The sequence below is a fragment of the Bacillus sp. BF2-3 genome (genome assembly GCF_008368795.1).
Taxonomy (GTDB): domain Bacteria; phylum Bacillota; class Bacilli; order Bacillales; family Bacillaceae_G; genus Bacillus_A; species Bacillus_A cereus.
Map to the genome: position 1 here is coordinate 123,707 of NZ_QOSA01000017.1, position 26,644 is coordinate 150,350.

The following is a 26,644-nucleotide window of genomic DNA, read 5'->3' on the forward strand; positions in this document are numbered from 1 at the left end:
CATCCCTATTAATATTTGAAGTAAAGGATAATAAATTTTATCCTTTACTTCATACTTATAATTCATTATAACTAAAAATCTAAAGTCATTTTTTCACAAATGACTTTAGATTTTTTTATTTTATAAATGAATCAGTTGGTATCGGAGTTCCTTTTCCACCTTTTAGGTAAATCCAAAGTCTTCCTGTTTTCTTATCCACATAGATATCATATTTTGAAATACTAACACTTCTACCCAAGTAGTCTCTTTTTAATTCGTGAGCATCAATACCTTTTCTTTTAAGGAATTTATCATCAACCTTATTTATACTCTTGGGAACCTGTTTCATTGCTGAAGTTACTGCTTGTTTTCCATACTTTTTTATTGCATATTGTATACCATATCTAGCCACAGCCGCTACTACTACAGGCCAAATAGAAGCACTTGCTTTTAGGGTATTAACTTCATATTCTTTTCCTGTTTCTTGATCAACGAATGTAGCTATAAAGTCATTTCCTTCAACTTCTTGTACATAAACATCAAAGTTTTGTTGGGTTTCTTCACCATTTTCATCAACCGTCTTACCGAATACAGTAATTCCCCCTGTTTCAAGGTTCATGTCGATATCTGTTGAAACTGATAAATCTGTTGTGTCTAAAGTTGTATTAACTACGACCTTTTCGTCTGTTTCTTTTTCTATATTAATCTTTAATTCATTTGAAACTTCAATTCCTAATTCTTTATTTACTTCAGATTCCACTTTACTTACATCAACGGAAGTTACTTTATCTTGTATTCCTGTATCTGCTTTTACATATTGTATATTAGGAAGTAAAGTAAGTAACATAGAAAACACTAATATTTTAACAATTACGTTTTTCATTAATCGATCTCCTCTTTCAATCTATCATTATTAATCCAGAACCATATTCAGAATCATATCCTTTTTCACCTAGATCTTTAGTTTTATCATTTAAATAAGTTTTAATATTCTGACCATTGAAAATTATATCTTTTTGTGCTAATAGGACTGCTACAGTACCCGTAACATACGCAGTAGCAAAAGAGGTACCACTATAATATGAATAGTCACCTTTATTATCAGTAGTTAAGATATTTATTCCGGGAGCTGCATAATCTATTTTCCCTTTTGCAGATACACCAGATCGTTTTAAATTTTCTTTTATTGCTGAAACAGATATTACATTTTCATATTTAGCTGGATAATCAACTGATAATCCTAATGTATTTCCTGAAGCTGCAACAATTATGATTTCCTTGTCTAATGCTTCATCTATAGCTTCTTTTAATTTCGGATTATCTGATTGTACACCGAAACTAATATTCATTATTTTCACATTTTCTTGAATGCACCATTGTATACCTTTAATTAATGTATCAATATCTGCTAAACCTTTGTCATCGAGAACTTTAACGTCATAAATCTCTGCATTAGGGGATATTCCAGTGAGACCTAAATCATCATCATGGGCGGCTATGATTCCAGCAACTGCAGTCCCATGTCCATAATTATCAACATTTTCGTTTCCTGGATTAATAGCATTATAATCTTTTACAATTTTTCCTTTTAAATCTTGATGATTTTTATTAATCCCACTATCCAATATTGCTACTTTGACTTTAGGTAATGACTTATAGTCATTAATCTTAGTCTCATCAGAATATATTGCTTTAAATCCCCAATTCTTTTGTTTAGTAATCTTTGCTTCGTCACTCTTCTCTTTTTTAGATGCGGGTTTGCTGTTTGAGCTAAAACAAGAACATAAAAAAAAGAGACAAATTATACTGATGGAACAAACTTTTTTTATAAACATCACTCCTTTATCTTGTATGTCCCAAAATATTTTTTCTCCTAAAATGAAAGGGCATACATTTTGTAGTAAAGTTAAAGTTCTTATGACCCTTTAAATACTAAGGTCAATAGAAATTAATAACAAGCCTATTATTCTCTTTCTTTTTTTTGTATAATCAATATGAATAATCGGAATATTACACCTCGTTTAATATTGTTTAATTTAAATATACAGTTTTTAATTATTTGTAAATGTACTATTTTCATTTAGTCTTTAACATCAGAATTAATGAGAAATTTGCAACTATATATTATGCAACCTTTATTTTCCGACCATTTATGATGTGCTAAAAACCGAGTTTAATTTAACCTATTCCCCGAAAAAATTCTCCTTCCTCAAGGAACGCGAAATGAGTAAGTGGGAGATACAATGACTTCGGACATGTGATGAAATAAAGCCATTTTAGTTGTCCGCCATACATGGGGTACCGGCCCATTCCCATCAACCTAAGAAAACAAATGTGGGATACTTCAAAATATTAGCTTGATGCACATGGATCAGCACCCTAATAGGCTTGGATTAAAATCATAACAACCAGCTAAAAAAAGATTGCTGTAATAGAAGTTATGCATATAATCAAAAAAGGACAAACTATCCCAGATGAATAGTTTGTCCAAAACCAGAATCTCTTTGGTTTAACACTATATAATTTAGTTCCGCTAGGAATCTTTCATTCTCATTTCATATCCTATTATTTTTGCATCAGAACTAACTACAGTAAATTAGAATAATGACTTAATACTTGCTAGAACAGTAAGTATCCCTATAACAATTACAAATACATTACTCATTTTCCCTCTGTATTTTGCTAGTACTGGTACTTTACGAATCGCATACATCGGTAATAGACATAAGATAGCAGCGACTAACGGACCGCTAAGAGCATCAATGATTCCAAGAATACTTGGATTTGTATAAGCGACATACCAGCATGTTAGTACAACAAAAGTAAGAATCATTGTCTTAACTGTTTTTTCTCCTATATCTTTCCCACGTTTTTTACCAGACTTGATAATCATGTCACGCATTACCTCATACGCTCCTATATAATGGCCAAGGAAAGACTTTGTAATAGCCACAAACGCAATGATAGGAGCTGCAATCGTGATTACTGGCGAATTAAGCTCATTAGCAAGATATGATAGGATTGACAAGTTCTGTTCTTTTGCTACCTTAAGATCATCTGGAGTCAAACTTAAAGTACTGCTCCAAACAAAAAACATAACAACAGCGAATGTCATAATATAACAAACTTTTTGTATTTGAGCACACTTGGCATCAGTAGCGTCTATTCCATACGTAGCTCTCTGTTTCATAACAAATGACGAAATCATAGGAGAATGATTAAACGAGAATACGATAATTGGTAGTATCATCCAAATCGTTCCAAAATACCCTGTTCCAGTTGAAACAGTAGAAACACTTGAAAAACTTAGCATTGAAGTATTCCATTGTGGAATTAAAGATATTGCAATAAAAAGTAGAGAAGCAATGAAAGGATATACTAGCATGCTCATTATCTTTACAGTAATATCCTGACCAAAATTTAGTATAGTGATAAGACCGAGTACTAATACAAGTGATAAAATAGCCCTTGGAAGCTCCGGCATGTGCAATTGGTGTACAATAAAACTACTTGCAGTATTTGTAAGTGCGACCGAGTACATCAGCACGATCGTATAAATGGAGACGAAATATACGATGTTAAAAATGATACTTGCTTTATTTCCGAAATATTCTCTTATTGTACCTGTAATCCCCTCATCGGCAGAATTCGAAGCGTAAATCATTTTAGCAAGCGCCCTATGTGAGTAGTACATAACTGGATATGCAAGTATGGTAATTAACAGCAATGATAATAAACCACCTGAACCTGCATTAATCGGTAAAAAGAGTACCCCTGCTCCAATTGCTGTTCCAAAAAGGCTCAATGCCCAGGTAGTATCCTGTTTATGCCATTTTTTAGGGTCTAGGTATTTTTCATTTTTTACTGCCGTATTATCAGCTTGAAATTCTATGTTTTTTGCAGTATTCCCATTCATATATTAATTCCTCCTTGTTTCCTATTCTTACGTCTTTATTTAAGGTATAGGAATATAGACCGTTCTTTTTGTTTATAAAGTGCGCCACATCGTATATCCTTCTTCTAAGTTGATCAGACTCAAAAAATTAACGAAGCATCAACCTGACGAGTTTGTTACCACTTACAAAATATTTCAATTATATAGTAGGATATTTTATTGATAATTCCCCCAATATCCAGAAATCCTTAAGCGAACAATAGAGAATAGATTGTTAACTTTTTCACAATATAGACGTTAACTGTTCATTGATTTGATTGTTTCTCCCCAAATATTTTATTTTTAATGGCAATCCCTGTAGGTGTAGCCGCAATTCCACCTAAACCTGTCTCTCTTAATTCGCGAGGAATCTGTCTTCCAACTCTATACATCGCTTCAATAACTTCGTCAGCATTGATGATATTGTTTACGCCAGCTAATGCGATGTCCGCTGCTGCTAAAGCATTTGTCGCTCCAATGGCGTTTCTCTTTACACAAGGAATTTCTACCAAACCAGCGACCGGATCACAAACTAAACCGAGTAAATTTTGTAATGCAATCGAAAAAGCTTCAGAAGATTGCTGTGGCGTTCCACCTGCAGCTTCTACCGCAGCTGCAGCCGCCATTGCTGAGGCACTGCCTACTTCAGCTTGACATCCTCCATACGCTCCTGAAATACAAGCGTTGTTTGCTACTATCGTTCCAAATAACGCTGATGTGAATAGAAAATGTATCATATCTTCATGACTTAACTGCAACGTATCCTTAATACTAAATAGGACTCCCGGAATCGTCCCACTCGCACCCGCTGTTGGAGTTGCACAAATAGCTCCTAATGCAGCATTTACTTCATTAACGCCGATAGCACTTTGAATCCCTAACACCATCAAATCTCCAGAAAGAGTTTTCCTATTTTCTCGATAGTTTTTAATTTTAACTGCATCACCTCCGGTTAAACCGGTTGGAGAAAATACACCGTCGCCCTCGATACTTTTATTTATAGCATTTTGCATAGTCGCTAAATTTTGTTCCATTTTACTCCAAACTTCTTCATAAGAAGTTTTAGTTTGTTCGATTTCCTGTTCAATTGCTAATTCATAAATTGTCTTTTGACTTTTATTAGCTGCATCCACAATTTCTTTTATGGCCATATACATATTTTTTCTCTCCTTAATGTAACTAAAGAATAATAAGATTAGCTATATTGCTTAAATTCCCTAATTCCTTCTGAGCATTACCAGGCAATAGCGAATCCAAAGCGAATGCATATAAATATTTTGTTTTATCTTTCAAACTATGAAAGTTGTTAATTTCAACATCATATTGTTTAAAGATCCTGCGTAAGACAAATTCAAAGTCAGCTCTTTCTGAAATTGCAATAACAACTGGCAATGGTCCCTGCAGTTCTAAGCTAAATCCGTCAATTTCAACATGTTTGACTTCGATCAATCCACCACCGACTGAAATACCCATCGTTCTAATACTTCGACTGTCATCCTCTACATATACATCTGCCGTATTTGGATGACCCGCAGGACTATCACCTGATTTTTCAATAAAAGTAATGTCAATCCCTTTAGATTCTGCTATTTTAATAGCATCTGGCACTTTGCTGTCATCGGCAGCAAAGCCTAATATACCAGCAATTATTGCAAAATCAGTTCCGTGACCTTTATGGGTTTCAGCAAATGATTCATAATACGTTACCACAACTTTTTTTGGAAGACCTTGAAATAATTTATTAGCAACTGTTCCAATAGACAAAGCACCTGCAGTATGTGAACTTGAAGGACCTATCATTATGGGCCCAATCACATCAAAACAACTTTTGTATTTAACAACCTTTTTTTCTTTAATAGATGCTACATTTATGTTCATATAAGCACCCCCATGGTTTATTATTTTTAATTGCTGTTGAATCTAAGTTATTAGCATAATCAATTCAAAATAAGACCCCTTTTGATAGCGCTTTCTTTCTTGAGTTGAATAGACTTTCCTTTTGTTCCACAACCCTCCATATAGTAATCATATCAGTATGTAAAATTTTAGAAACTCACTGGCAAGTTCTTTAGAATTTTCGAACCAAAACGAGGTTTGATATTTTCGCTAGAGGTCATATATTATCTCTCGACGCCCTCATTATAACTTGTATATTTATGAGTTCAATCTTTTTTTATTTTTAGAAAGATTGAATAGGCAGAATTTTGAATGGGTAATAAATTTCACTTAGTATGTAGCAATTATGTCCTTTGTTTGAAGCTGTATTAGTTAATAGAAAAGTAAAAATAACACAGAATTACTTTCATTAACACATTGATTATATTGAAAAATCATTATAAAGATACTTATATTGTCCTATGTTGGAACATCTTATTTTGGACGTTAAAGCTGTTGTAATAAATGATTATTGAAGATGGAAAGTAATAAGTTAATAAAATATAAAAACATTTTGTTTAATAATAAAATATCACGAATTTATATACATTATTCAGAAAAAAAGAACTTTTCTTGATGAATCCTAAAGTACTAATTTATAACTATCTACTACTATAAAACAGGATGTTAACTCTTCTATATAGGTTATATATTATTTATCCCAAAACCCTAATGAAATTGGATATTTAGAAGTGTTATCTTCATAAATAGAAATTTCACTTGCTGTTTTAATAGTTGAATAGATCATTACAATTCAACTACCTTATATATTATTCCCTCATTTATTAATTCTCTCCCCACCTATCGATTTGAGGTAAAATAAGGGGATTATATATAAATAATATCATCATCAACGTGCAATTTATAAAAGCAATTAAAAAAACAAATTCAAAACACCTTTCTTTAATGGTGAATGAAAGGTGTTTTGAATTTTAAAATATCATATATTATTTAGAATGATATACTAGCGAAAGAGATGCACTTACTTCTTCTGTGCCGGCAGATATCTCTTCTGTTAATGCAGAAACTTCTTGAATTTGACTTATTATTTTATCTAAATCTCTCATAATAGATGAGAATGTTAGATCCACTTTGTGGGCCGCTTCTTTTCCTTCTTCTACCGCAACTACTGCAAACGGTTCGCAAGGTTATTAAGTGCGAGTCGTTCAAACTTAGTGAGTTACCTCTTTTAAAATAGTAGAAATACTATCCTCTAACATTTCCAATCCTTTACTTAATCCTTCTAAGTCTATTGTTAAAGAAGGTAACAACTTAATAACTTCATCATTAGGTCCAGATGTTTCAATAATTAGACCATTTTCAAATGCAACTGAGCAAATCTTTTTAGCTATTCCAAAAGTATTACACGCTATGCCCTGCATAAAGCCTCTCCCTCGTACTTCTCCTTGAAGTTGGGGGTATTTCAAACAAATCTCATTAAGAAAGCTAGTGATTTTTTCACTTTTCCATTTTAAAGCATTAATAAACTCTATATCTTTCCAATAACTCAATGCTTCTGTAGCTGCTAAAAATGCTAGATTATTCCCTCGAAACGTTCCATTATGTTCTCCTGGTTCCCACTTATCATATTCCGGTTTAATTAGTGTAATAGCCATCGGAAGGCCAATGCCACTTATAGATTTTGACAAACAAATTATGTCTGGTTTAATGCTCGCAGGTTCAAAGCTAAAAAATGTCCCCGTACGTCCGCACCCTGCTTGAATATCATCGACAATCAATAATATATTATATTTTTTACACAGTCTGTCAATTCCCTTTAACCATTGGGAACTAGCCGTATTTAAACCACCCTCACCTTGAACTGTTTCTAGAATAATTGCAGCAGGTAAATCCACTCCACTTCCACTATCGCCTAATACTTTTTCTAAATAGGATAAAGAATTAAGGGAATCTAAATAATTTTCATACGGCATGATAATACTATTATTTAGTGGTACTCCAGCACCCTTTCTCTTAAAATGATTACTCGTTATCGAAAGTGATCCTAAACTCATTCCATGAAAAGCATTTGAAAAACTTATGATATTTGTTCGTCCAGTCACTTTTCGAGCAATTTTCAGTGCACTTTCAACAGAATTTGTACCTGTTGGACCAGGAAACATAATTTTATAGTTTAAATCACGTGGTTCCAAAATAATTTTGTTAAAGTGCTTTAAAAAATTCACTTTAGCACTTGTTCCCATATCAAGACTATGAATAATACCATCTTCTAAAAGATAATCTATTAATACCTGTTTCATTTTATCATCATTATGTCCATAATTAAGAGCACCAGCACCTGAGAAAAAGTCAATATACTCTTTTCCATCTACATCCCATAATTTATATCCTTTAGACTTAGTGAAGATCGTTGGAAAGCTTCTGCTATAACTTCGAACTTGGGATTCTAGTTCATTAAATATATCCATTTTTGAACTAACTACCATAAAAGAGCACCTCCTAATTTTTCGTTTTTACTATACTCACAAAGAATAATGAAAAGTTATATAATTGCTATTGTAAATTTATACCGAATGCATATCTTTATAGCGATGAGCTGCTATTGCTGCTTGACCAAGAGAGATTCCCCCATCATTGGTAGGTACTTGTTTGTGCATGTAAACCTCGAATTTACAAGCCTTAAGTGACTTATAGGTTTCTACAAGTAAAAACTTATTTAAAAATACTCCCCCACTAAGAACTAGTTTATTAATCCCTGTTTCTTGACGAATTTGTTTACAGGTTTCTGTAATCATTTGAACCATTGTATAATGAAAACGATAGCTCAATTCACCCTTGGTATACTTATCTTTAAGTATCAAAGATACCAACTCTTTAAACATAGGTTTTATATCGATTTTTCTAATTCCATTCGAAGCAACTATTTCATATGATAATAAAGGATTGGAAGAATTATTGATATCAATCGCTTGCTCCAACTCAATAGCAGCCTGTCCTTCATATTGGACTGTTTCACGGACACCCAATAGTGCTGAAACAGCATCAAAAAGCCTTCCCATACTTGAAGTAAGAGGAGAATTAATTCCTTTTTGAATCATTTTTATAAGTACATCTAGTTCAAAACTATTTCGCTCTGAAATTATCTTTATTGGTAATTCTTTGACTTGTTCACCATATATTTGCGTCAATATTCCTAAAGCAATTCTATACGGTTCTTTAACAGCTTTATCACCGCCTGGCAGCTGAAAGTAATCGATATATGCCGCTCTTTGATAATTAAGAAAATCACCGATTAAAAACTCTCCACCCCAAATATTCCCATCATCACCATAACCCGTACCATCTAAAATAACTCCTAAAACAGGACCATCTAATTGATTATCAACCATACAAGAAGCCATGTGGGCATGATGATGCTGAACCTGTACAACTGGTAAAACTTTTTGATCAAATGCATATTTTGTACTATAAAAATCAGGATGAAGATCACTTGCAATTACAGAAGGACTAATTTCAAAGATTTTTTGTAAGTGAGCTATAGTATTTTTAAACGATTCATAAATTTTATAGTTTTTTAAATCACCAATATGATGACTAATAAAAGCTTTTTCGTCTTTAGTTAGGCAAATCGTATTCTTTAATTCTGCTCCTAAAGCAAGTACATTAGTTGATCCTTCTTTAAAATCAATTGGGTTTGGTACATAACCTCTAGCGCGACGAATTATTTGTAGTTTTATTACTTCATCATCTAAATCAATACCCCTAACAATAGAGTCATCTACTCTAGTGAATATCTCCCTATTGTGTACTAAATAATAATCTGCAATTCCCTTTAGCTGCTCAATTGCATCTCCATCTTTATATACAATAGGTTCATCAGAAACATTGGCGCTCGTAGCTATTAATGCAATAAAATTCCCTCTTAAAATAAGATGATGAAGTGGTGTATAGGCTAACATTACCCCATAATTATTATTATTTGGTGCAACATCTAAAGAAATAAACTCATTATCCTTTTTGTTCAATAACACAATTGGTCGTTCTTTAGAAACTAATAAAGTTTCTTCATTTTTTGTTATTTCAGCAAAATTTTTCACATCATCTAATTGAGATGACATTAAAGCAAAAGGTTTTTCATCCCGTTTTTTTCTTTTTCTTAATTCTTTTACAGCTTTATGATTCATTGGATCTACAACTAAGTGATATCCACCTAACCCTTTAATAGCTAGGATTTTCCCCTTTTTCAACAAATCAATTGTTTTTTCTATTGGATTATCAGTGGAGACATTTGTACCATCTGTTGTTTTCAATTGAACTTGTGGTCCACATTTCCAGCAAGCATTTGGTTGGGCATGGAATCTCCGATCCAATATGTCTTTGTATTCTTTATCACACTCTTTGCACATAGGAAATTTGGCCATTGTAGTATATGGTCTATCATAAGGAATATCTTTTATTATTGAATATCTAGGTCCACAATTTGTACAATTAATAAATGGATAACGAAACCTTCTATTCGTTGGATCAAATAATTCGTCTAAACATTCATTACATACATAAGTATCAGGAGATATTAAAGTTTGCCTACTACTATGTTTTTGGCTACTCAAAATATCAAAAGAGCTATAACGATTGTTGGATTCTTGTTCCTCTATTAATTTAACCTCTTGCACATAAGCCAATTCTGGGGAATTAAATTCAATATCATGAATAAAATGCGTAATATTATTTTGTTCCCCTTCTACTTCTATAAGCACTCCATTTGAATCATTTAACACCCATCCGTTTAGATGATACTTTTTTGCTATCCTATATACGAAAGGTCTAAAACCAACACCTTGCACAATGCCTTTAACTTGATACTTTTTTATAAACATATTTATTACTTTTTTCATAAATTGTCTCCTAACATAATCGAGGTAATTCTGCCCCATATAATAACTCAATGAGTTTCAATTCACCTGATTTTGCTTCCATGAGCACTTGTCTTTCTTTTGTTTGATTAACTTTACCAATTACCGCAGCTTCTTTACCATATTTAGTATTTTTTAATACCCTCACGACTTCCTCACTTACCTCTGGAGAGACAAACATACAAACATTGCCCTCATTAGCTAGATACATTGGATTAACACCTAACATGTCGGCAGCCATAATAGTTTCTGCTAACATAGGAATATCTCTTTCTTGTATTTTTATTCCAGTATTAATTGTTTCTGAGACTTCATTTAAAACTGTACCTAGCCCGCCTCTTGTAATATCTCGCATACAATGTATAGAATCACCAAAAAGATTTTTCAACTCTGATATCATATGATTTAATGGTGCACAATCACTATTTATTCTCTGTTCAAACCCTAATCCTTCTCTGATAGAAAGGATATGTATACTATGGTTTCCTAGTTGTCCTGTTATAATGATATCGTCACCTTCTTGAATAGAGTTTACCGAAAACGGTGATACATCTCCTTCAAAAACTCCTATTCCAGTTGTATTAATAAAGATTTTGTCTACTTCACCTTTTTTAACAACTTTTGTATCACCAGCAACAATATACACTCCAGCTTCTTTCGCGGTCTCTCTTATAGAATCTAATATTTCTTCCAAATCTTTAATTGGAAAACCCTCTTCTAGTACTAATGCCAATGATAGATAAAGTGGTTTTGCACCACTAACCGCTAAATCATTAACCGTTCCACAAACTGCTACTTTACCTATATTCCCTTCACCAAAAAAGATAGGATCAATAACAAAAGAGTCTGTTGTCATCGCCAATCTTCTACTACTTACCTCAAGAATGGCACTATCCTCCATTTTTCCAAGGTGAACATCTTCTAGTTTTGCAGTAATAATTGAACTAATTAAATCCTGACTCAATAGTCCTCCTGTTCCATGGTCTAAAATTATATTTTCTAAATCTTTAGTTAATTTCATTTATTAAAACTCCTTTTCATTTTTATTTTTGAAAAATAATATCACTTGCTACATAGAACAAGTGATATTACAACGTATTTACTTACGGAATTGCAACTCCATCAAAAGAAATATCTTCATTTTTAGAAATTGAATTGCAGATTTCCTCGATACTCATAATCTTTGCACAATATGAACCTAACCATTTTAAAGCTCGTTCCTTATCTTCAGCCTTCGCTGAAACAACTGCATCTTCTGGTACGATTACATTATAACCACGGAAAAATCCATCCGCTGCAGTTGTTTGGACACAAATTTGAGTTTGCATACCCGTAATAATAATTGTATCTACTCCTAATTTTTTTAAGGTTTCATCAAGATTTGTCTCAAAAAAGCCACTATCCTTATTTTTCTCCATAATAATATCTTTTTCATGAAGAAACTCAGGTAAGATTTCTGCACCTTTAGATCCCTTTGTGACTGGTAAAAAATCACCATATCGTTCAGCTTTCGGATCATCTTCTAAGTTAATTAACTGCAGGTGAATAATAGAAACATCATTTTCTCTCATAGTATCTAAGAAAGACACCATTTTAGGCGTAAACGCCTCCACAGCTGCAATTCTATCCTCATTTTTATTAACCAAATCGTACTGTAAATCATTTGTGAGCACTGCATATTTCATAATAATCCTACCTCCAATTAACTAAGAATTTAATTTTTCTAAAATACAATGTTCATTATTCCACCAGTAGTAAGAATATGTCAAATATTATTTTTTATCTAAATTTTCTAAATAATTTTCTGAAAATTAATACCTAATAGGACTCTATTTCCTATTAGGTATTAATTTAACGCTTTTTATTTTGAATAATCACTCATATGTAATTAAAGTTTTTCACTCTCTGTAAAAAATGATTTATGTTCTACTGGAGAAGAAAGCACTATTAAGGTTGTAGGCTTTCCATACTCTAAGCACAAATTAATATAGTCTTCGAGTGTATGTACAGATTCCGTGACTACCTTTGTTAGATAACTATACATACCGGCAATCCGGTGACATTCAACCACATCTGAATGTTCCATTGCAAACTTTTTATATTTATTGCAATCCCTTGGTTCCATCAAAACAAACGCAGTAATATGTTTTTTTAATTCTTTCGGATTAACAATCGTGCGATAACTTATAATTACCTCTTGTTCTTCTAGCCTTCTAACTCGCTCTGTAACAGAAGGAGAACTCAAACCTACCAGTTTTCCTATTTCAACCATACTTAAACGTGCATTTTCCTGAAGATGAGAAAGAATCTTTAAATCTGTATCATCCATTGCTTGGCCTCCCCTTGATTAATTAAGAAAACATTTAATAATTCTTAAATTCTTTAAGAAAATTATAATTAATACATAAATTATAGCATGTTATCTTTTTTTTAAACTTTATATAATTAATATCAATTAACGAAAGAGAGGCTGAGAATCTTGACACAACAATCATTGAAACGTTCAATTACTTGGGTACAGGGGACCGCATTAACCATCGGAGCTGTGTTAGGTTGTGGAATCCTTATTTTACCTTCAATTACTGCAAATAGCGCTGGACCAGCTTCAATTTTATCTTGGGTTATCATGTCTATATTAGCTTTTCCTATTGTAGCGACTCTAGCGCGTCTTGCTAAAATGATTCCCAGTGCTGGAGGAATTACAGCTTATGTTCAAATGGCATTTAATGCAAATACAAGTGCCATCCTAGGCTGGATTATGTTAGGTTCTATTCCTATTGGAGTACCTATTATTGCTTTAACAGGTGCCCATTATATTGGATATGTTTTTCCAATAAGCAATCTTAGTGTTATAGGAATTGCAGCATTAATTTTAATTACCTCTTTACTCTTACATATAAAAGGGATCGAGCTATCATCAAAAGTTAGTGTGTTTGTAATTTGTATTATTTCACTTTTAATAGTTGTCGCTGTTATCGTTTCTATACCATATGTAAAATTAAGTTCTTTTACACCATTTGTACCAAACGGGTGGTCTTCTGTTGGCGCTTCTTCTGTAATTATCTTTTTCTCATTTGTAGGGTGGGAAATGATAACCCCATTAGCTGAAGAATTTAAAAGACCCGCTAAGGATATTTCGATTAGTTTATTTTTAGGAGCAATTTGTATCTCCATTATGTACATTGCAATATCTTTTGTAACAATAGGGACCCACTCATATGGTGATAAGGATCAGATAGCTTCCCTTAGTATTCTAATATCAAAAGGATTAGGACCGATAGGTACATATATAACAACTATTTTAGCAATTTTCATTTCGTTTAGTGCTGTACATGCTAACATTGCAGGTTTTTCAAGAATGATTTACGCTCAAGCTAGAGAAGGACATTTCCCTTCCTTCTTTGCTAAGTTACACTCTCAATTTCAAACTCCAACTAGGGTATTACTAGTTCTAGGAGGCATTTTTAGTTGTATTTTAATTTTTTACGGTATGGCACGACCAAATTTAGAAATGCTTCTTAAAGGTCCTAGTGTAATATTTATTACTTCATATATTTTTACAATGCTAGCTGCTCTTAAATTATTAAAAGTGCGTGATATAGGTTGGTGGATGGCCTTCCTATCTCTAATTATATGTATTATTGTATACTCATTTAGTGGTTGGGCTATTTTCTATCCAGTTATCTTATCAGTTATTGGTTGGATTTATATAGTTATGAATAAGAAGTATAGTACTATAACCAATCATTCAATAAATACATCAAATGAAAATTAGGTTCTACTCCTATAAACTAATACCACAACTTATATACTGTTATTAACACTATCCAAGTTGGAAGAAGTACAGTTTCAGCTGACTTATAACTAGGTCAAAGTAATTTAATAAAATATGAATGATTAATAGAATTTATTTTTCAACTTTCAAATAACAACCCTTTTTTATAACGTATCTCTGCAAAGAAATGTTATAAAAAAGGGTGATTGATTATGTGCAGACCCTCTTTCACCTTACTTCACATATACATAAGCTTCATTTGCAATTACAAAGTAGGTTTTATCCTTATTGTTGTGTATTTTAACAGTATAAATATAGGTTCTCGTGCAGCTTTTTTAAACTATAATAAACTCCGAAAAACCAACTAAGGAGCATAATAGATAAGATATGTTAAAGAAAAGTAGTTTGAAAAAGATAATATGTCTGAAATTCTAAAGGAACGTGGTATTCCAATTTATCCAACAATCATTATGCACTAAGTTCGTAAATATGAAAATTTTATCCGTTACTTTTGAAAAACAACAAAGCAAAAATACCTTTTTATCTTTATACTCAACATATTCTTTCCCCTCCACTACCGCTACCACTGCAAATTCATCATTTAAAACCAATGAACCCACATGTTTGCATTAACCACTCCACCTATAGTGATATATTTTATGCTACCTAGCCTTATCTCCCCTGCATTACTTCTTTTCCAAGTTGATTCATACATATAAACATCGTAATTATCTTTGGACGTTTTTTCATCAGGTTCTAATTGTTCAATGCTTACGTCACAACGAATGGTTACTATTAATTGGTGACTTTCTATTAAATGAAAATCGCCTCTTATAGAGCGCAGTTTTACTTATGTTCATTCTTATGCAAATTCTGAAGCATATTCTTCGTATGTCTTTAATGTATTAAGCAATCGAGCTGATTCAATCATGATTTCGTTCGATGAATCAGTTACACAAATGACAATAAATCGATTATCATCTCTATCTCCAAACAACCCTTCTGATTCAAGTTCCATTAACACATTTAACGTTTCTTTCAACAGTGTATGTACTCGTATGTTAAAGTCATCTTCGACGATATTATGATATTTCTTAATAATTTTGTTCACTTCATCAAACATTCCAAAATCGTTCCATTCGCTCCACTCAACAGCTCCGTATCTATAATAATTGTATAAAGGGTCCGATTTATTAACTTTGATTAGTCTTTCTTTATTTGCCACTGGTCCAATGCTATTGACACAATCGTCTGTTAATATGGAGTACCCGTATATTGTGTCAACACCGCATCTTGTTAAAAGTTCGTTATAATGACAACGAATTGCATTTTTCAATTCAACATAAAAACTTTTTTGCAGCTGCATTTTCATCGTATTTCCTCCATTTTTTTGTAGCGACCTGTTGTTACATATTTCAATCTTAACATTAAAATCAACATTAAACGTTTACTGAGCCAAAATAAGAAAAACCGAAACTAAAAATCATTTCGGTTTTTCTAACTAAAGAAGTCTATTTATTTTAAAGAATGAACAAACAACCCACTACGCAGTTTCGGTTCAAACCACGTTGATTTCGGTGGCATGACTTCTCCGGCATCTGCGATTGCTAATAAATCTTCCATAGATGTCGGATATAATGCGAATGCTGCTTTGTATTCGCCGCTGTTCACAAAGCGTTCTAGTTCTTCTAATCCGCGGATTCCTCCGACAAAATCGATACGTGAATCAGAACGCGGATCATGTATTTCAAGCACTTGGCTTAATAAATGATCTTGCAGAATAGATACATCTAAACCTCTAACAAGATCATTCGCATCAAACGTTTCTTCTTTCACAGTAAGCTTATACCACTTCTTATTTACATACATACCAAATGATTTGGGCTCATTTGGTTTATACGGAGAAACAGTTGCTTCTTCTACATAAAAGTACTGCGTAATTTGATTTAAAAACTGTTCCTCTGATAAGCCATTTAAATCTTTCACAACTCGGTTATAGTCCCAAATCGATAATTCATCATGAGGGAATAGAACCGATAAGAAGAAATTAAATTCCTCTTCTCCTGTGTAATTTGGATATTGTTCTCTTCGCATAAGTCCTACTTTTGCAGCTGATGCAGAACGGTGATGCCCATCTGCAATATAAAGATTAGGAATATCTTCAAATGCGTTTACTAAAGTCGTAATTACATCTTCATCTGCAATCTTCCACGCAACATGCTTAACACCGTCTTCTGCTGTAAATGTATAAATTGGCGCATGCTCTTCTTTCCAGCTTCTAATTAAATGCTTTACTTCATCTTTTGTACGGTACGTTAAAAAAATCGGACCTGTATTTGCGTCACACACATCTACGTGGCGAATACGATCTAGCTCTTTTTCATGACGTGTTCTTTCATGTTTTTTAATTGTATCATCTTCATACTCATCAATAGATGTACAAACGACAAGGCCTGACTGCGTTCTTCCTTGCATCGTCAGTTCATAAATATATAGCGCTGGCTCTTCATCTTGTATGAACACTTCTTCTCGTATAAATTGCTTTAAATTGTCTCCCGCTTTTTCATACACGCGATCATCGTACGGTGACAGTTCAGGATCTAAATCAATTTCTGCTTTATCAACATGCAAGAAAGAATATGGATTCCCTTTTACAACTTCCCTTGCCTCTTCACTATTTAATACGTCATACGGTAAAGCTGCCACTTGTGCCGCTTTTTCCTCTACTGGACGAATGGCCCGAAACGGTCGTATTTTTGCCACATTCCTCTCTCCTTTACACAATCATTCGAACGGCTACAACACCTGTAATTTTGCTTATATTTTCTACAATATTCTCTTTTATTATATCATCAATTCCGTTATCGATATCAATCATTGTGTATGCCCAAGAATGTTTACTACGATTAATCATATCGGCAATATTAATATGATGTTCCGCTAAGCATCCTGTAATTTGCCCTACCATATTCGGGACGTTTTGATGCATAATTGTAATTCGTTTCTTTCCGATATACGGCAATTCTACGTTTGGATAATTTACTGAATTACGAATATTTCCTGTCTCTAAATATTCACGTAATTGACGTGCTGCCATTACTGCACAATTTTCTTCTGATTCAGACGTAGATGCACCAAGGTGAGGCGTCGCTGTTACATTTTTCATCTTTATTACATTTTCATTCGGGAAGTCCGTTACGTAATGTGTAATAATATCTTCTTCTAATGCTTTTTGAAGAACCTTTTCATCTACAAGTTCTCCTCTAGAGAAATTAAATAGACGCATCCCTCTTTTCATCTTCTCTACAGCGTGTTCCCCAATAATCCCCTTCGTTTGATTCGTAAGAGGAATATGCAGTGTAATATAATCACACGTTGCAAAAATTTCATCAAGGCTAAATGCTCTTTGCACATGTGTAGAAAGACGCCAAGCTGTTTCAACTGAAATGTAAGGGTCATATCCGATAACATCCATCCCTAACGCTAACGCATCGTTCGCAACTAAAGCACCGATTGCGCCAAGTCCGATAACACCTAGACGTTTCCCTGCAATTTCTGATCCAACAAATTGTTTTTTTCCTGATTCAACAAGCTGTGGTACTTCTTCACCCTCTAAGTTTTTCGTCCAACTTACACCATTAATAATGTTACGTGAAGACATAATAAGACTGGCAATAATGAGTTCCTTTACAGCGTTTGCATTTGCCCCCGGCGTGTTAAATACTACAATTCCTTTTTCTGTACATCGCTCGACAGGAATATTATTTACACCAGCGCCAGCTCTTGCAATCGCCTTTAAGTCTTTTGAAAACTCGTCTTGATGTAAAGAGTAGCTACGAAGCAAAATTCCATCTGGATGATTGATTCTATCTCCTACTTCATAACGTTCTTCAGTAAAAACTTGCAAACCTTTTTCTGCAATTTGATTTAACGTTTGAACACGAAACATATCCCCATCTCCCTATCTATTCTCAAGCTCAAATTCCTTCATATAATTTACTAATTGCTGTACGCCTTGTACTGGCATCGCATTGTAAATACTAGCGCGCATACCACCGACTGATCGATGCCCTTTTAACGTAACAAGTCCTCGTTCTTTCGCTTTTTGTAAAAACTCACTGTTCAGCTCTTCTGACGGTGTTGTAAACGGAATGTTCATAAGTGATCGATACGTAGGATCAACTGGTGAAGTAAACAATTTTGATTCATCTAAGAAATTATAAAGAAGTGAAGATTTCATTCTATTTTGTTCTTCAATCGCAGATACTCCGCCTTGCTCTTTCAACCACTCTAGTACAAGTTTCGTTACGTAAATACTAAAGGACGGCGGTGTATTATATAAGGAGTTATTTTTACTGTAAGTTTCATAATTTAACATTGTCGGACAAGAGCGATCTGCTTCCCCAATTAAATCTCTTTTTATAATAGCAATCGTTAAGCCCGCAGGTCCTAAATTCTTTTGCGCCCCCGCATATATAAGACCAAACTTCGAAACATCATATCGCTCTGATAAAATATTTGAGGACATATCCGCAACGAGCGGCACTTTTTCTACATGTGGAATGTCCACATATTTTGTCCCCTCAATTGTATTATTCGTTGTAATATGTACATAATCTAGTTTTTCATCACTTAATAAACCGTCCAGTTTAGGAATCGTAGTAAACTTCTCTTGCTCGGAAGAAGCAATCACTTGTACTTCCCCAACTTTTTCGGCTTCTTGCAATGCCTTTTTAGACCATGAGCCAGTTAGTACGTATCCAGCTTTTTTATACGTATTCATTAAGTTCAACGGTATCATAGAGAATTGTAATGACGCACCGCCTTGTAAAAATAAAACTTCATACTCATCAGGGATGCTCATTAATTCACGAAGTAAGTTACTCGCTTCCTCTATAATACTTTGAAAATAAGAAGATCGATGACTCATTTCCATAATAGACATGCCTGTCCCGTTATAATTTAATAGCTCCTTTTGCACTTTCTCTAAAACTGGCAAAGGGAGTATTGATGGTCCTGCTGAAAAATTATAGACTCTCTCCATTACCCTCATAACCTCCCTATTTCTCATCGGATTATTTTTTAAACTTTCTGAATTATAACCTAAAATATAATATGTGGTCAATTTGTTTTCTATTATTAGGGCGCAAGACGCGATGGAATCGCTTGCAAGTGCAGACTTTTTTATGGACATATAAAAAAGTGTTAAGTACATAATCGTACTTAACACTCTAATAATGAAAGAATAATAGCTAATCGTTCGTAAAGAACCGATCAAAAATTTGATAAATAGCAGAGAGACCAATGAGCCAATAAATAGTGTCCACAAGCGCCGGCATAGAACCAAACCATTTCTCAACTACATTGTAATCTAACGCTACAAATAACCAATTCAAACCGCCAAGAATCACCAAAATTACTGTAAGGTAAGACAAAAATTTCATTATGATTGCCCCCTAGGTGATAAGATGGTGAAAGGCCTTTCACTAGAAATATATGTAGTAAACTTTAAAACTTACCTATTTTATAAAATTTATTTTCTGTACCACCCGTTAATAACTGCCTCTGCTTCTTTACTATGTATTTGATACGCATGTGTACTATCATTAGAGCCAATAAACCAAATTGAAAAACCTTTAAAATATGGTTTCGGTTCTAATACATCGCGGTAAGCACGCCATCCATTTAATTGCACATCCTTCGAAAACACATTTGAAACATCTGGATTCCATGGATTTTGTAATCCAAGTTCACGTGCTGGAACGTTAAATCCACCGAAGTAAACTGGCTTTCCTGTTGCATTATGTAATTGTTCCAATTGCTGAACAACATTTTGCCCACGATTATATACTGTTGTCGCAAATAAACTTTGCTTCACTTCTTCATATGTTGGATTTCTTTTTCCTGAAACTTCAAACCAACTGTCTATGCTAACAATATCCACCTTTTTTAAATACGGGCGATTGATTTTCTCTTTAAACTTCGCTTCATAAGAAGGGTCCCAGCTTGCTGTTAACCACCAGTTCATTTGATACAAAACATTTCCTTTATACTGATTACGAACAAAATCAATTGTATCGCTCCAGTATCCTTCTGCATACTCCATATTCACGAAATTAGAAGCAATCTTTAGTCCATACACATTGTATTTACTTGTAATGGAATTAAAAATATCTTGCAGAATAACCGTCTTCCAATTCCAGAAGAAATCATTAATGTTACTTGGGTTCCATTCTGTCTCTCCAACATTCCCCTGCTGAATATACGGGAACGGTTCCACTATAACTTGAATATTACGCTTTAATAATTCTTGAATTAAAATAATAGCTTGTTGCTTTTGCGCTTGATTAATTACCATGTTAGTAGAAGTCACATTTGGGATATCTACTTGAATCGGTACATTTACTGTATTTAAATTTAAGCGCTCCACATCCGCTAATACTTTCGCTACATTTCCAACTTCCCATACTGTTACGTTTCCTGATTTGATTTTTCCAGATTGAACAGTATTTACATCTGCCTGTACATTTCCTTGAAAACAAAAAGAAAACAACATAAGAAACACTCCTAAAAAACTTATTAAACTCTTATTTTTCTTCACAACTTTCCCCCTATAATTTTTGGCTTTCTTGATTATTTTATACAACGTTTCATATATATTCCACAAAAAATCCAATAAATTTTTATTGATAAAAATGCTATTCATCCTTTATTCACATCTTACTCATACTAAGCTCCTAAAAATAGTAAGATAAATAAAAAAGGAACGGATTTCCGCTCCTTTTTTATCTTTTTACAATTATCAATCCATTTCCCTTTTAGGCTCTACCAACATGATATGGGATTCCTTTTCAGTGAAAGGTTTATGCTCAACGCCTCTCGGGACAATAAACATCTCGCCTTTAGAAATTTTCACCTGTCCATCACGAAAATCGATGAACATCTCCCCTTCAAGCACAATAAATAGCTTATCTGTATTAGGATGCTCATGCCATATAAAATCTCCATTAGCTTTAAAAAGCTGAATTTGATCGTCATTCATTTCACCAATCACTTGTGGATACCAATAATCGTTAATTTTAGATAACTCGTCATTTAGTTTAATAGGTTGGTAATGGATAATAATCCCTCCTCACTTTCAAATTCCACTATATTACAGTAATATAAGTAAAAAAGTCGTTATTACGCTTAAAAAGAAAATGCTCCGGCCAGAACTTTTCATTCAGATAGTACAAAGGAGTGATTTCAATGAAAGTACTTTCAATCCAATGTTTCCTTTAACTCTCCATAAGTATAGAACAGTGATTTTCAAATAAGAATGGACCCCTGTTGACATTAGTATGGATTATTGATGAACTTCTCGCGATATTTAGTAGGCGAAATGCCAACTCGCTTCTTGAAAACTCTACTAAAATAAAAAGGGTCTGCGATTCCAACAGCCTGCGCAATTTGTTGTACAGGCACATCACTTGTACATAACATTTTTTGAGCCATCTTTATACGATAGTTCAATAAATATTCTGCTGCCCCCATACCTGCATGCTTTCTAAACACGTAAGAAAGACGATTTCGATTAACATTATTTTGTTCTGTAAGTGTATGAATTGTAATATCTTTATAATAGTATTTACGAACGTAACTAGATATTCGTTCGAATAAAGTATGCGACTCATAATTGCTTTCTCTATTGAAAACACTTAATAAAGCTTCATTCAACGCTTCGCGAAACAGCATTTCGGTCTGAAACATCGAAATGCCTCCACGCTGATTATATACATCCCAAAGACGCATAAGTAATTCGACAAGACGAGGAGATTGTCCTGTTAATAATTCAAAATGCTGATGAGTAAAGCCAGAGTCTTCTCGTTCTGAATTGCTTATCCGATATAAAACAAGAATATATTCCCAGTTTATTTCACCAAGCATTTTATGGGCTAATGTCATTTTTGCACCCCCATGTATAACTTTTCCTGGGGAAAGAGTATACGGCGTACCATTAAATTGAAATTGCGTCTTCCCTGTAATTGGAAATACAAATCCTGGGAAAGAATCTGTAGACTCAGCAAAAGGCACACCTGGATTTTTAGCATAACGATATACTCCTTCTACTCGGAAAGGAGTATTGGCAAGATACTCTGCTAACTCATTCACGTCTAACTTCACAATACACGCCTCATTTCAATAATAGTTTTCTTGTAATTCGCGAGATTAATTGGTGTACATTCTGGGAAACGCTAAACTAAAAATAGTACATACAACTTAACAAGATCTGATTATTAACCTATAAATATATTGTTTTTCATTTATTGACCAAAGTATCCTCCCTATATTATTGATAATGATTTTCATTGTAGTTTGATAAAAAAACATTTGTCAAGTTGGCTGGCCTAGAAAAATGATGAAACAAGGGGGATAGAGGAACAGTTCTGTTGCAAATAATACCTAGTCTTTGTTAACTAATTCCCCTCAAAACTGGAATGATCATGTTAATAGTTGTAATGACTTTATTAGTTACAGCACTTACAGCATGTGGAAATAATCGTAATCCTGAAGAAGTTGCTACAGCGTATTTCGAAGATGGAAACAGCCTACTATCAAATTAAATGATAGTAGGCTGGCTGTTAAAATTATTTAAGAACTGGGTTATGTTCTAAATGATAAGCTTTCATTATCAAAAAGAGTATTACTAGTTCCCTCCACAAACAAAAACACCCTATCACTTCGGTTCTAAATTTAGCACCTTCCCCTCTATCCCCTCCGTATTCAATGTAGTCGTATGATACGTGCCATTTACCCAATCATCTATTTGATCATGATACCAATCGCTTCTAAAATGGCCCGACTGTCCTGGCCCTACGATATGATAACCGTTTGACATATCTTTCGTATCAATAATGAATCTCCAAGACGCCCCGTGATTTACAATGCCGTTTTCGCCGTAACTCGCTGCTTGCACGGTAACTTGGCTCCCACCAATCGGAACTGGTTTCTCACGATTAAAAGCGAGTAATGCTAACATACTCGATGATTTCGAAATTGGATGTGTAAAAGCGAGTTGATGGTAATCGCCCCACCTCCACTCTCCAATATCGGGTCCATATTCCTTCTGCAATTTCTTCATTACATTCTCGTACGATGTATGCACAACTTTTGTGAAACCTCCGTACTTCGTAAACCAAACGCTATTTTCTCCCGCTACTTCTTTTCGAATCAATTCATCAACAACTTGTGACTTCCCTTCAAATAACTTCATTACATCTTTCGGTATTTCTTTTGAAAATAACGTATTTGAAATCTCTTTCATTAACAAATGGAATATTAATGGTGCCGCTTCATCTTTACTATCGTAAAAATTCCACTTTGTTAATTGGTCTACGCCTTCTTTCTCTACCTCATTTAAAGATGCTTTATTTAACTCTTTTAAAAATATAGGAGTAAACTCTTTCCCATATAAATTCTTTTGATCCATCTGTAACTCTTCTAAATCTTTCACCGTATACTTTTCCTTCTCTTGCAAAAATTCTTGAATACGCATTTGCCTATATGGCTGCGCCCACGTATTGCTAATATGATACAGATAATCATCATCAACAATTTTATTATTCGCAGTTGAAATAAACCCTTGTTTTGGATTAATTACTTTTGGAAGTTGATCAAACGGGATATACCCTTCCCATTCATATTCATCTGTCCATCCTGGAACAGGTAAGCTACCATCACCTTTTTTACGCACTGGTATATTTCCATTCGCTTTATAAGCAATTGTGCCGTCGTTTGATGCAAACACAAAGTTTTGGGTTGGTGTATGAAAATCTTGAAGAGCGGTTTCAAACTCATTCCAGTCTTTTGCTTTGTTCATATTTAATACAGCTTTTAACTCAGCTGACGGTTCTAAAGCTGTCCACTTTAAAGAGAATACTGTTTTCTTTTTCTCCTTCCCCTTATCCGCAAACTCTGAAATTACTGGTCCATGCCTCGTAATCGTAACGTTATAAGGAATTGTCTTCCCGCCTTTTACTTTAATAGACTCGTCTACAACGGTAGCTTTCTCCCATTTATCGTTATACAGAAATTCATTTTCATTATTAGGATTTCTCTTCTCAATATATAAATCTTGCACATCAGGCCCTGTATTCGTAACACCCCACGCTATTTTGTCATTGTGTCCTAATATAACACCTGGTACTCCAGCGAAAATAACGCCACTCACATTTAAACCTTTCATTTCAAGTCTCGTTTGATACCAAATAGAAGGCGTCGCAAGAGATAAATGAGGATCATCTGCTAAAATTGGCTTACCTGACGCACTCTTCTCACCGCTCACAACCCAGTTATTACTACCGTTAAACTCCGGCGGAATTATCGTTTTTGAAAAACTTTGTGCTACGTCCACATTTGTATTTTTCAGTTCAGCTAGCAATCTAGGAGCATCTTTCGGATATGCAGGAAATAGCTCATTCGCTTGCTCTTTCGGAAGATTTTTCAGCGCCCAATATCGAAATGCCTGTCCGTGCCAATGTCCTCCTAAGTCAAACGCCATATACTTCCCAATCGTTAAAGTATCAACAATTGACCACTCAGCAGGTTCATAACCTAATATAGTAAACTCAACTGGTAATTTCTTTTCCTTTTTCGCCTCATGTATAAAAGCGTTCACCCCATCAGCAAATGACTGCAGGGCATCTTTCGCTTCTCCATTATATTGACTAACTGAAGCTTCGGCCGCTCGCCGTAAACCGAGTGTTCGAAACAATTTATCTCGGTCAACAGCTGCTTCCCCAACAACTTCACTTAACATACCAGACGCTTGTCTTCTACTTAAGTCCATTTGAAACAAACGATCTTGCGCTTGCACATATCCTTGTGAAAAATATAAATCATGTGCAGTTTCCGATCTAATATGCGGTACACCTTTACTATCACGCTTCACCGTAACAGCCTGTTGTAAATCCTCTAGCTTTATCGTTCCATCTATCTTTGGCATAGATTTCAGCGTATATATGTTCAAAAAAATCGCAGCGGAAATAACTAACAAAAGAACGATACTACTAGCCCAAATAAAAATTCTTTTTCCCCTTTTTCGTTTCTTCTTTATAACGACTTCCATATAACCACCCCTTTCTCACACTATTCGCTTCTATAGTAAAAGAACCTTTTAGACTAGAAAAAATCCTTATCCAAACTATGGATCATACGAACCAAATACTTCTCTCCTATGCATTCCTTCACTAAAATCTACTCGTCCTTTCTTACACCAATTCCTCAAAATCCCCTTCACATAAGCTAACGTTTTCTTATTATTTTCAAACGCAATTTTAAGTGCCTCTAACACTTTCTCTCCAGAAAGTCTTTGTATCCAATTCTTCAATTCCTTCACAATATATGGGGATAAACTACTAATATTTTGTTCATAAAACTTATAAACTTCACTATTTGGAACGTCCTCTTCTATGGTTTCCACCTCTTCCGCTTCTTCTTTCTCTTCAATAACTACTTGTGAACTACTATTATCCTCTTCTTTTGGCATACCAAAATGCTGCAGTACTAATGGAATCTTGTATTCTTTTTCAAGGCATTTACGTAAAAATATATGTATGAACTCATTACTTTTTATAGTCTTTAACTCACGTAATACGCACTTCTCCACATTCGTATTTGAAATAGGGTTATAGTGTAACCAATTTATTATGAATACCTCTTTCGTTTCCGTATCATATAGAATCTTTCCATACTCAACAAACCTGTTTAGCAACTTCTCAACAGTCTCCATACTATAACCTGTTTCAAGCTCTGCCACACGCTTCGGTAATATGTAGATACCACATTGCTTCGTTTTCGTACCAGTTAACAAATATATGTAAAAATAACGCTCCTCTGGCGTTAAATCTAATATGAATTCATCTTGCCAAAAGTTCACCTGCACATTACGGTATACCGCCATATGTTTCCCTCCACTCTTTGCTAGTAAATAGGAAAATTTTAATCCTTCATTATAAAGATAGGAATGCGGGAATGGTTTTGGCATTCGAATTACAATTTTTTTACTACTACAACGCCGGTTTCATTTTTTCGCGCTTGTTTTGTTCTTGTAGTTGTTTTTGTTTTTGTTTTTGCTTTTGTTTTTTCTTAGTGATTTATTACTTGGTA

Annotated in this window: 22 protein-coding genes; 1 reads left to right on the plus strand and 21 read right to left on the minus strand. The window is 33.9% G+C overall.

The annotated features are described in order from the left end of the window. Window positions 1–115: 115 nt before the first annotated feature. The 11 genes from DN401_RS14225 to DN401_RS14275 form a co-directional block, all read right to left on the minus strand. On the minus strand, window positions 116–862 hold the full coding sequence (locus tag DN401_RS14225) for an SAR2788 family putative toxin (protein WP_000800054.1): 747 nt from the start codon (window positions 860–862) through the stop codon (window positions 116–118). A gap of 16 nt (window positions 863–878) precedes the next feature. Next, window positions 879–1,814, minus strand: a complete 936-nt coding sequence (locus DN401_RS14230) for a S8 family peptidase (RefSeq protein ID WP_000470028.1) — start codon at window positions 1,812–1,814, stop codon at window positions 879–881. Between the two features lie 761 nt (window positions 1,815–2,575). Beyond that, window positions 2,576–3,895 carry an aromatic amino acid transport family protein gene (locus DN401_RS14235; protein WP_136363518.1) on the minus strand — a complete coding sequence of 440 codons (1,320 nt, stop codon included), beginning with the start codon at window positions 3,893–3,895 and terminating at the stop codon, window positions 2,576–2,578. Between the two features lie 284 nt (window positions 3,896–4,179). Next, window positions 4,180–5,070, minus strand: a complete 891-nt coding sequence (gene sdaAA / locus DN401_RS14240; protein ID WP_000281785.1) for an L-serine ammonia-lyase, iron-sulfur-dependent, subunit alpha — start codon at window positions 5,068–5,070, stop codon at window positions 4,180–4,182. A gap of 22 nt (window positions 5,071–5,092) precedes the next feature. Continuing rightward, window positions 5,093–5,791 carry an L-serine ammonia-lyase, iron-sulfur-dependent subunit beta gene (sdaAB, locus tag DN401_RS14245; RefSeq protein ID WP_001024894.1) on the minus strand — a complete coding sequence of 233 codons (699 nt, stop codon included), beginning with the start codon at window positions 5,789–5,791 and terminating at the stop codon, window positions 5,093–5,095. 1,004 nt (window positions 5,792–6,795) lie between these two features. Continuing rightward, window positions 6,796–6,939, minus strand: coding sequence for a hypothetical protein (locus tag DN401_RS14250; RefSeq protein ID WP_000366276.1), 144 nt, complete (start codon window positions 6,937–6,939; stop codon window positions 6,796–6,798). An 81-nt stretch (window positions 6,940–7,020) separates the two neighbouring features. After that, window positions 7,021–8,295, minus strand: a complete 1,275-nt coding sequence (gene ectB, locus DN401_RS14255; protein ID WP_000261661.1) for a diaminobutyrate--2-oxoglutarate transaminase — start codon at window positions 8,293–8,295, stop codon at window positions 7,021–7,023. A 78-nt stretch (window positions 8,296–8,373) separates the two neighbouring features. Next, entirely contained in the window at window positions 8,374–10,704 is a 2,331-nt protein-coding gene (gene hypF, locus DN401_RS14260) for a carbamoyltransferase HypF (protein ID WP_149287768.1), read from the minus strand. Window positions 10,705–10,714: 10 nt separating this feature from the next. After that, entirely contained in the window at window positions 10,715–11,743 is a 1,029-nt protein-coding gene (gene hypE / locus DN401_RS14265; protein WP_000778913.1) for a hydrogenase expression/formation protein HypE, read from the minus strand. An 82-nt stretch (window positions 11,744–11,825) separates the two neighbouring features. Further along, window positions 11,826–12,407 (minus strand): cysteine hydrolase family protein, encoded by a 582-nt coding sequence (locus tag DN401_RS14270; protein WP_000872526.1) that lies wholly within the window; start codon window positions 12,405–12,407, stop codon window positions 11,826–11,828. Window positions 12,408–12,610: 203 nt separating this feature from the next. Further along, entirely contained in the window at window positions 12,611–13,051 is a 441-nt protein-coding gene (locus DN401_RS14275) for an Lrp/AsnC family transcriptional regulator (protein WP_000342842.1), read from the minus strand. 150 nt (window positions 13,052–13,201) lie between these two features. On the opposite strand from DN401_RS14275, the gene DN401_RS14280 reads away from it, so the two are divergent. Further along, complete coding sequence (locus tag DN401_RS14280; protein ID WP_000193978.1) at window positions 13,202–14,497, plus strand: APC family permease; 1,296 nt, start codon at window positions 13,202–13,204, stop codon at window positions 14,495–14,497. 862 nt (window positions 14,498–15,359) lie between these two features. Here DN401_RS14280 and DN401_RS14290 read toward each other — a convergent pair. The 10 genes from DN401_RS14290 to DN401_RS14340 all read right to left on the minus strand — a co-directional run bounded on the left by DN401_RS14290 (window position 15,360) and on the right by DN401_RS14340 (window position 26,522). Further along, window positions 15,360–15,869, minus strand: coding sequence for a DUF4303 domain-containing protein (locus DN401_RS14290; protein WP_001989073.1), 510 nt, complete (start codon window positions 15,867–15,869; stop codon window positions 15,360–15,362). 143 nt (window positions 15,870–16,012) lie between these two features. Beyond that, on the minus strand, window positions 16,013–17,260 hold the full coding sequence (locus DN401_RS14295; RefSeq protein ID WP_149287769.1) for a DUF1015 domain-containing protein: 1,248 nt from the start codon (window positions 17,258–17,260) through the stop codon (window positions 16,013–16,015). Window positions 17,261–17,273: 13 nt separating this feature from the next. Then, window positions 17,274–18,446: a 3-phosphoglycerate dehydrogenase family protein gene (locus DN401_RS14300; RefSeq protein ID WP_149287770.1), complete on the minus strand. Its 1,173-nt coding sequence runs from the start codon at window positions 18,444–18,446 to the stop codon at window positions 17,274–17,276. Between the two features lie 12 nt (window positions 18,447–18,458). Then, a complete protein-coding gene (gene serC, locus DN401_RS14305; protein ID WP_000442921.1) occupies window positions 18,459–19,541 on the minus strand; it encodes a 3-phosphoserine/phosphohydroxythreonine transaminase in 1,083 nt (360 codons plus the stop codon). A gap of 208 nt (window positions 19,542–19,749) precedes the next feature. Beyond that, entirely contained in the window at window positions 19,750–19,941 is a 192-nt protein-coding gene (locus DN401_RS14310; protein WP_000670804.1) for a DUF378 domain-containing protein, read from the minus strand. Between the two features lie 89 nt (window positions 19,942–20,030). Further along, window positions 20,031–21,098 (minus strand): glycoside hydrolase family 113, encoded by a 1,068-nt coding sequence (locus tag DN401_RS14315; protein ID WP_000739788.1) that lies wholly within the window; start codon window positions 21,096–21,098, stop codon window positions 20,031–20,033. 201 nt (window positions 21,099–21,299) lie between these two features. After that, window positions 21,300–21,539: a cupin domain-containing protein gene (locus DN401_RS14320; RefSeq protein ID WP_000997182.1), complete on the minus strand. Its 240-nt coding sequence runs from the start codon at window positions 21,537–21,539 to the stop codon at window positions 21,300–21,302. Between the two features lie 293 nt (window positions 21,540–21,832). Beyond that, window positions 21,833–22,660: a helix-turn-helix transcriptional regulator gene (locus tag DN401_RS14330; RefSeq protein ID WP_000762815.1), complete on the minus strand. Its 828-nt coding sequence runs from the start codon at window positions 22,658–22,660 to the stop codon at window positions 21,833–21,835. 553 nt (window positions 22,661–23,213) lie between these two features. Beyond that, on the minus strand, window positions 23,214–25,604 hold the full coding sequence (locus DN401_RS14335; RefSeq protein ID WP_149287771.1) for a penicillin acylase family protein: 2,391 nt from the start codon (window positions 25,602–25,604) through the stop codon (window positions 23,214–23,216). A gap of 75 nt (window positions 25,605–25,679) precedes the next feature. Further along, entirely contained in the window at window positions 25,680–26,522 is an 843-nt protein-coding gene (locus DN401_RS14340; RefSeq protein ID WP_134266263.1) for a DnaD domain-containing protein, read from the minus strand. Window positions 26,523–26,644: the final 122 nt, after the last annotated feature.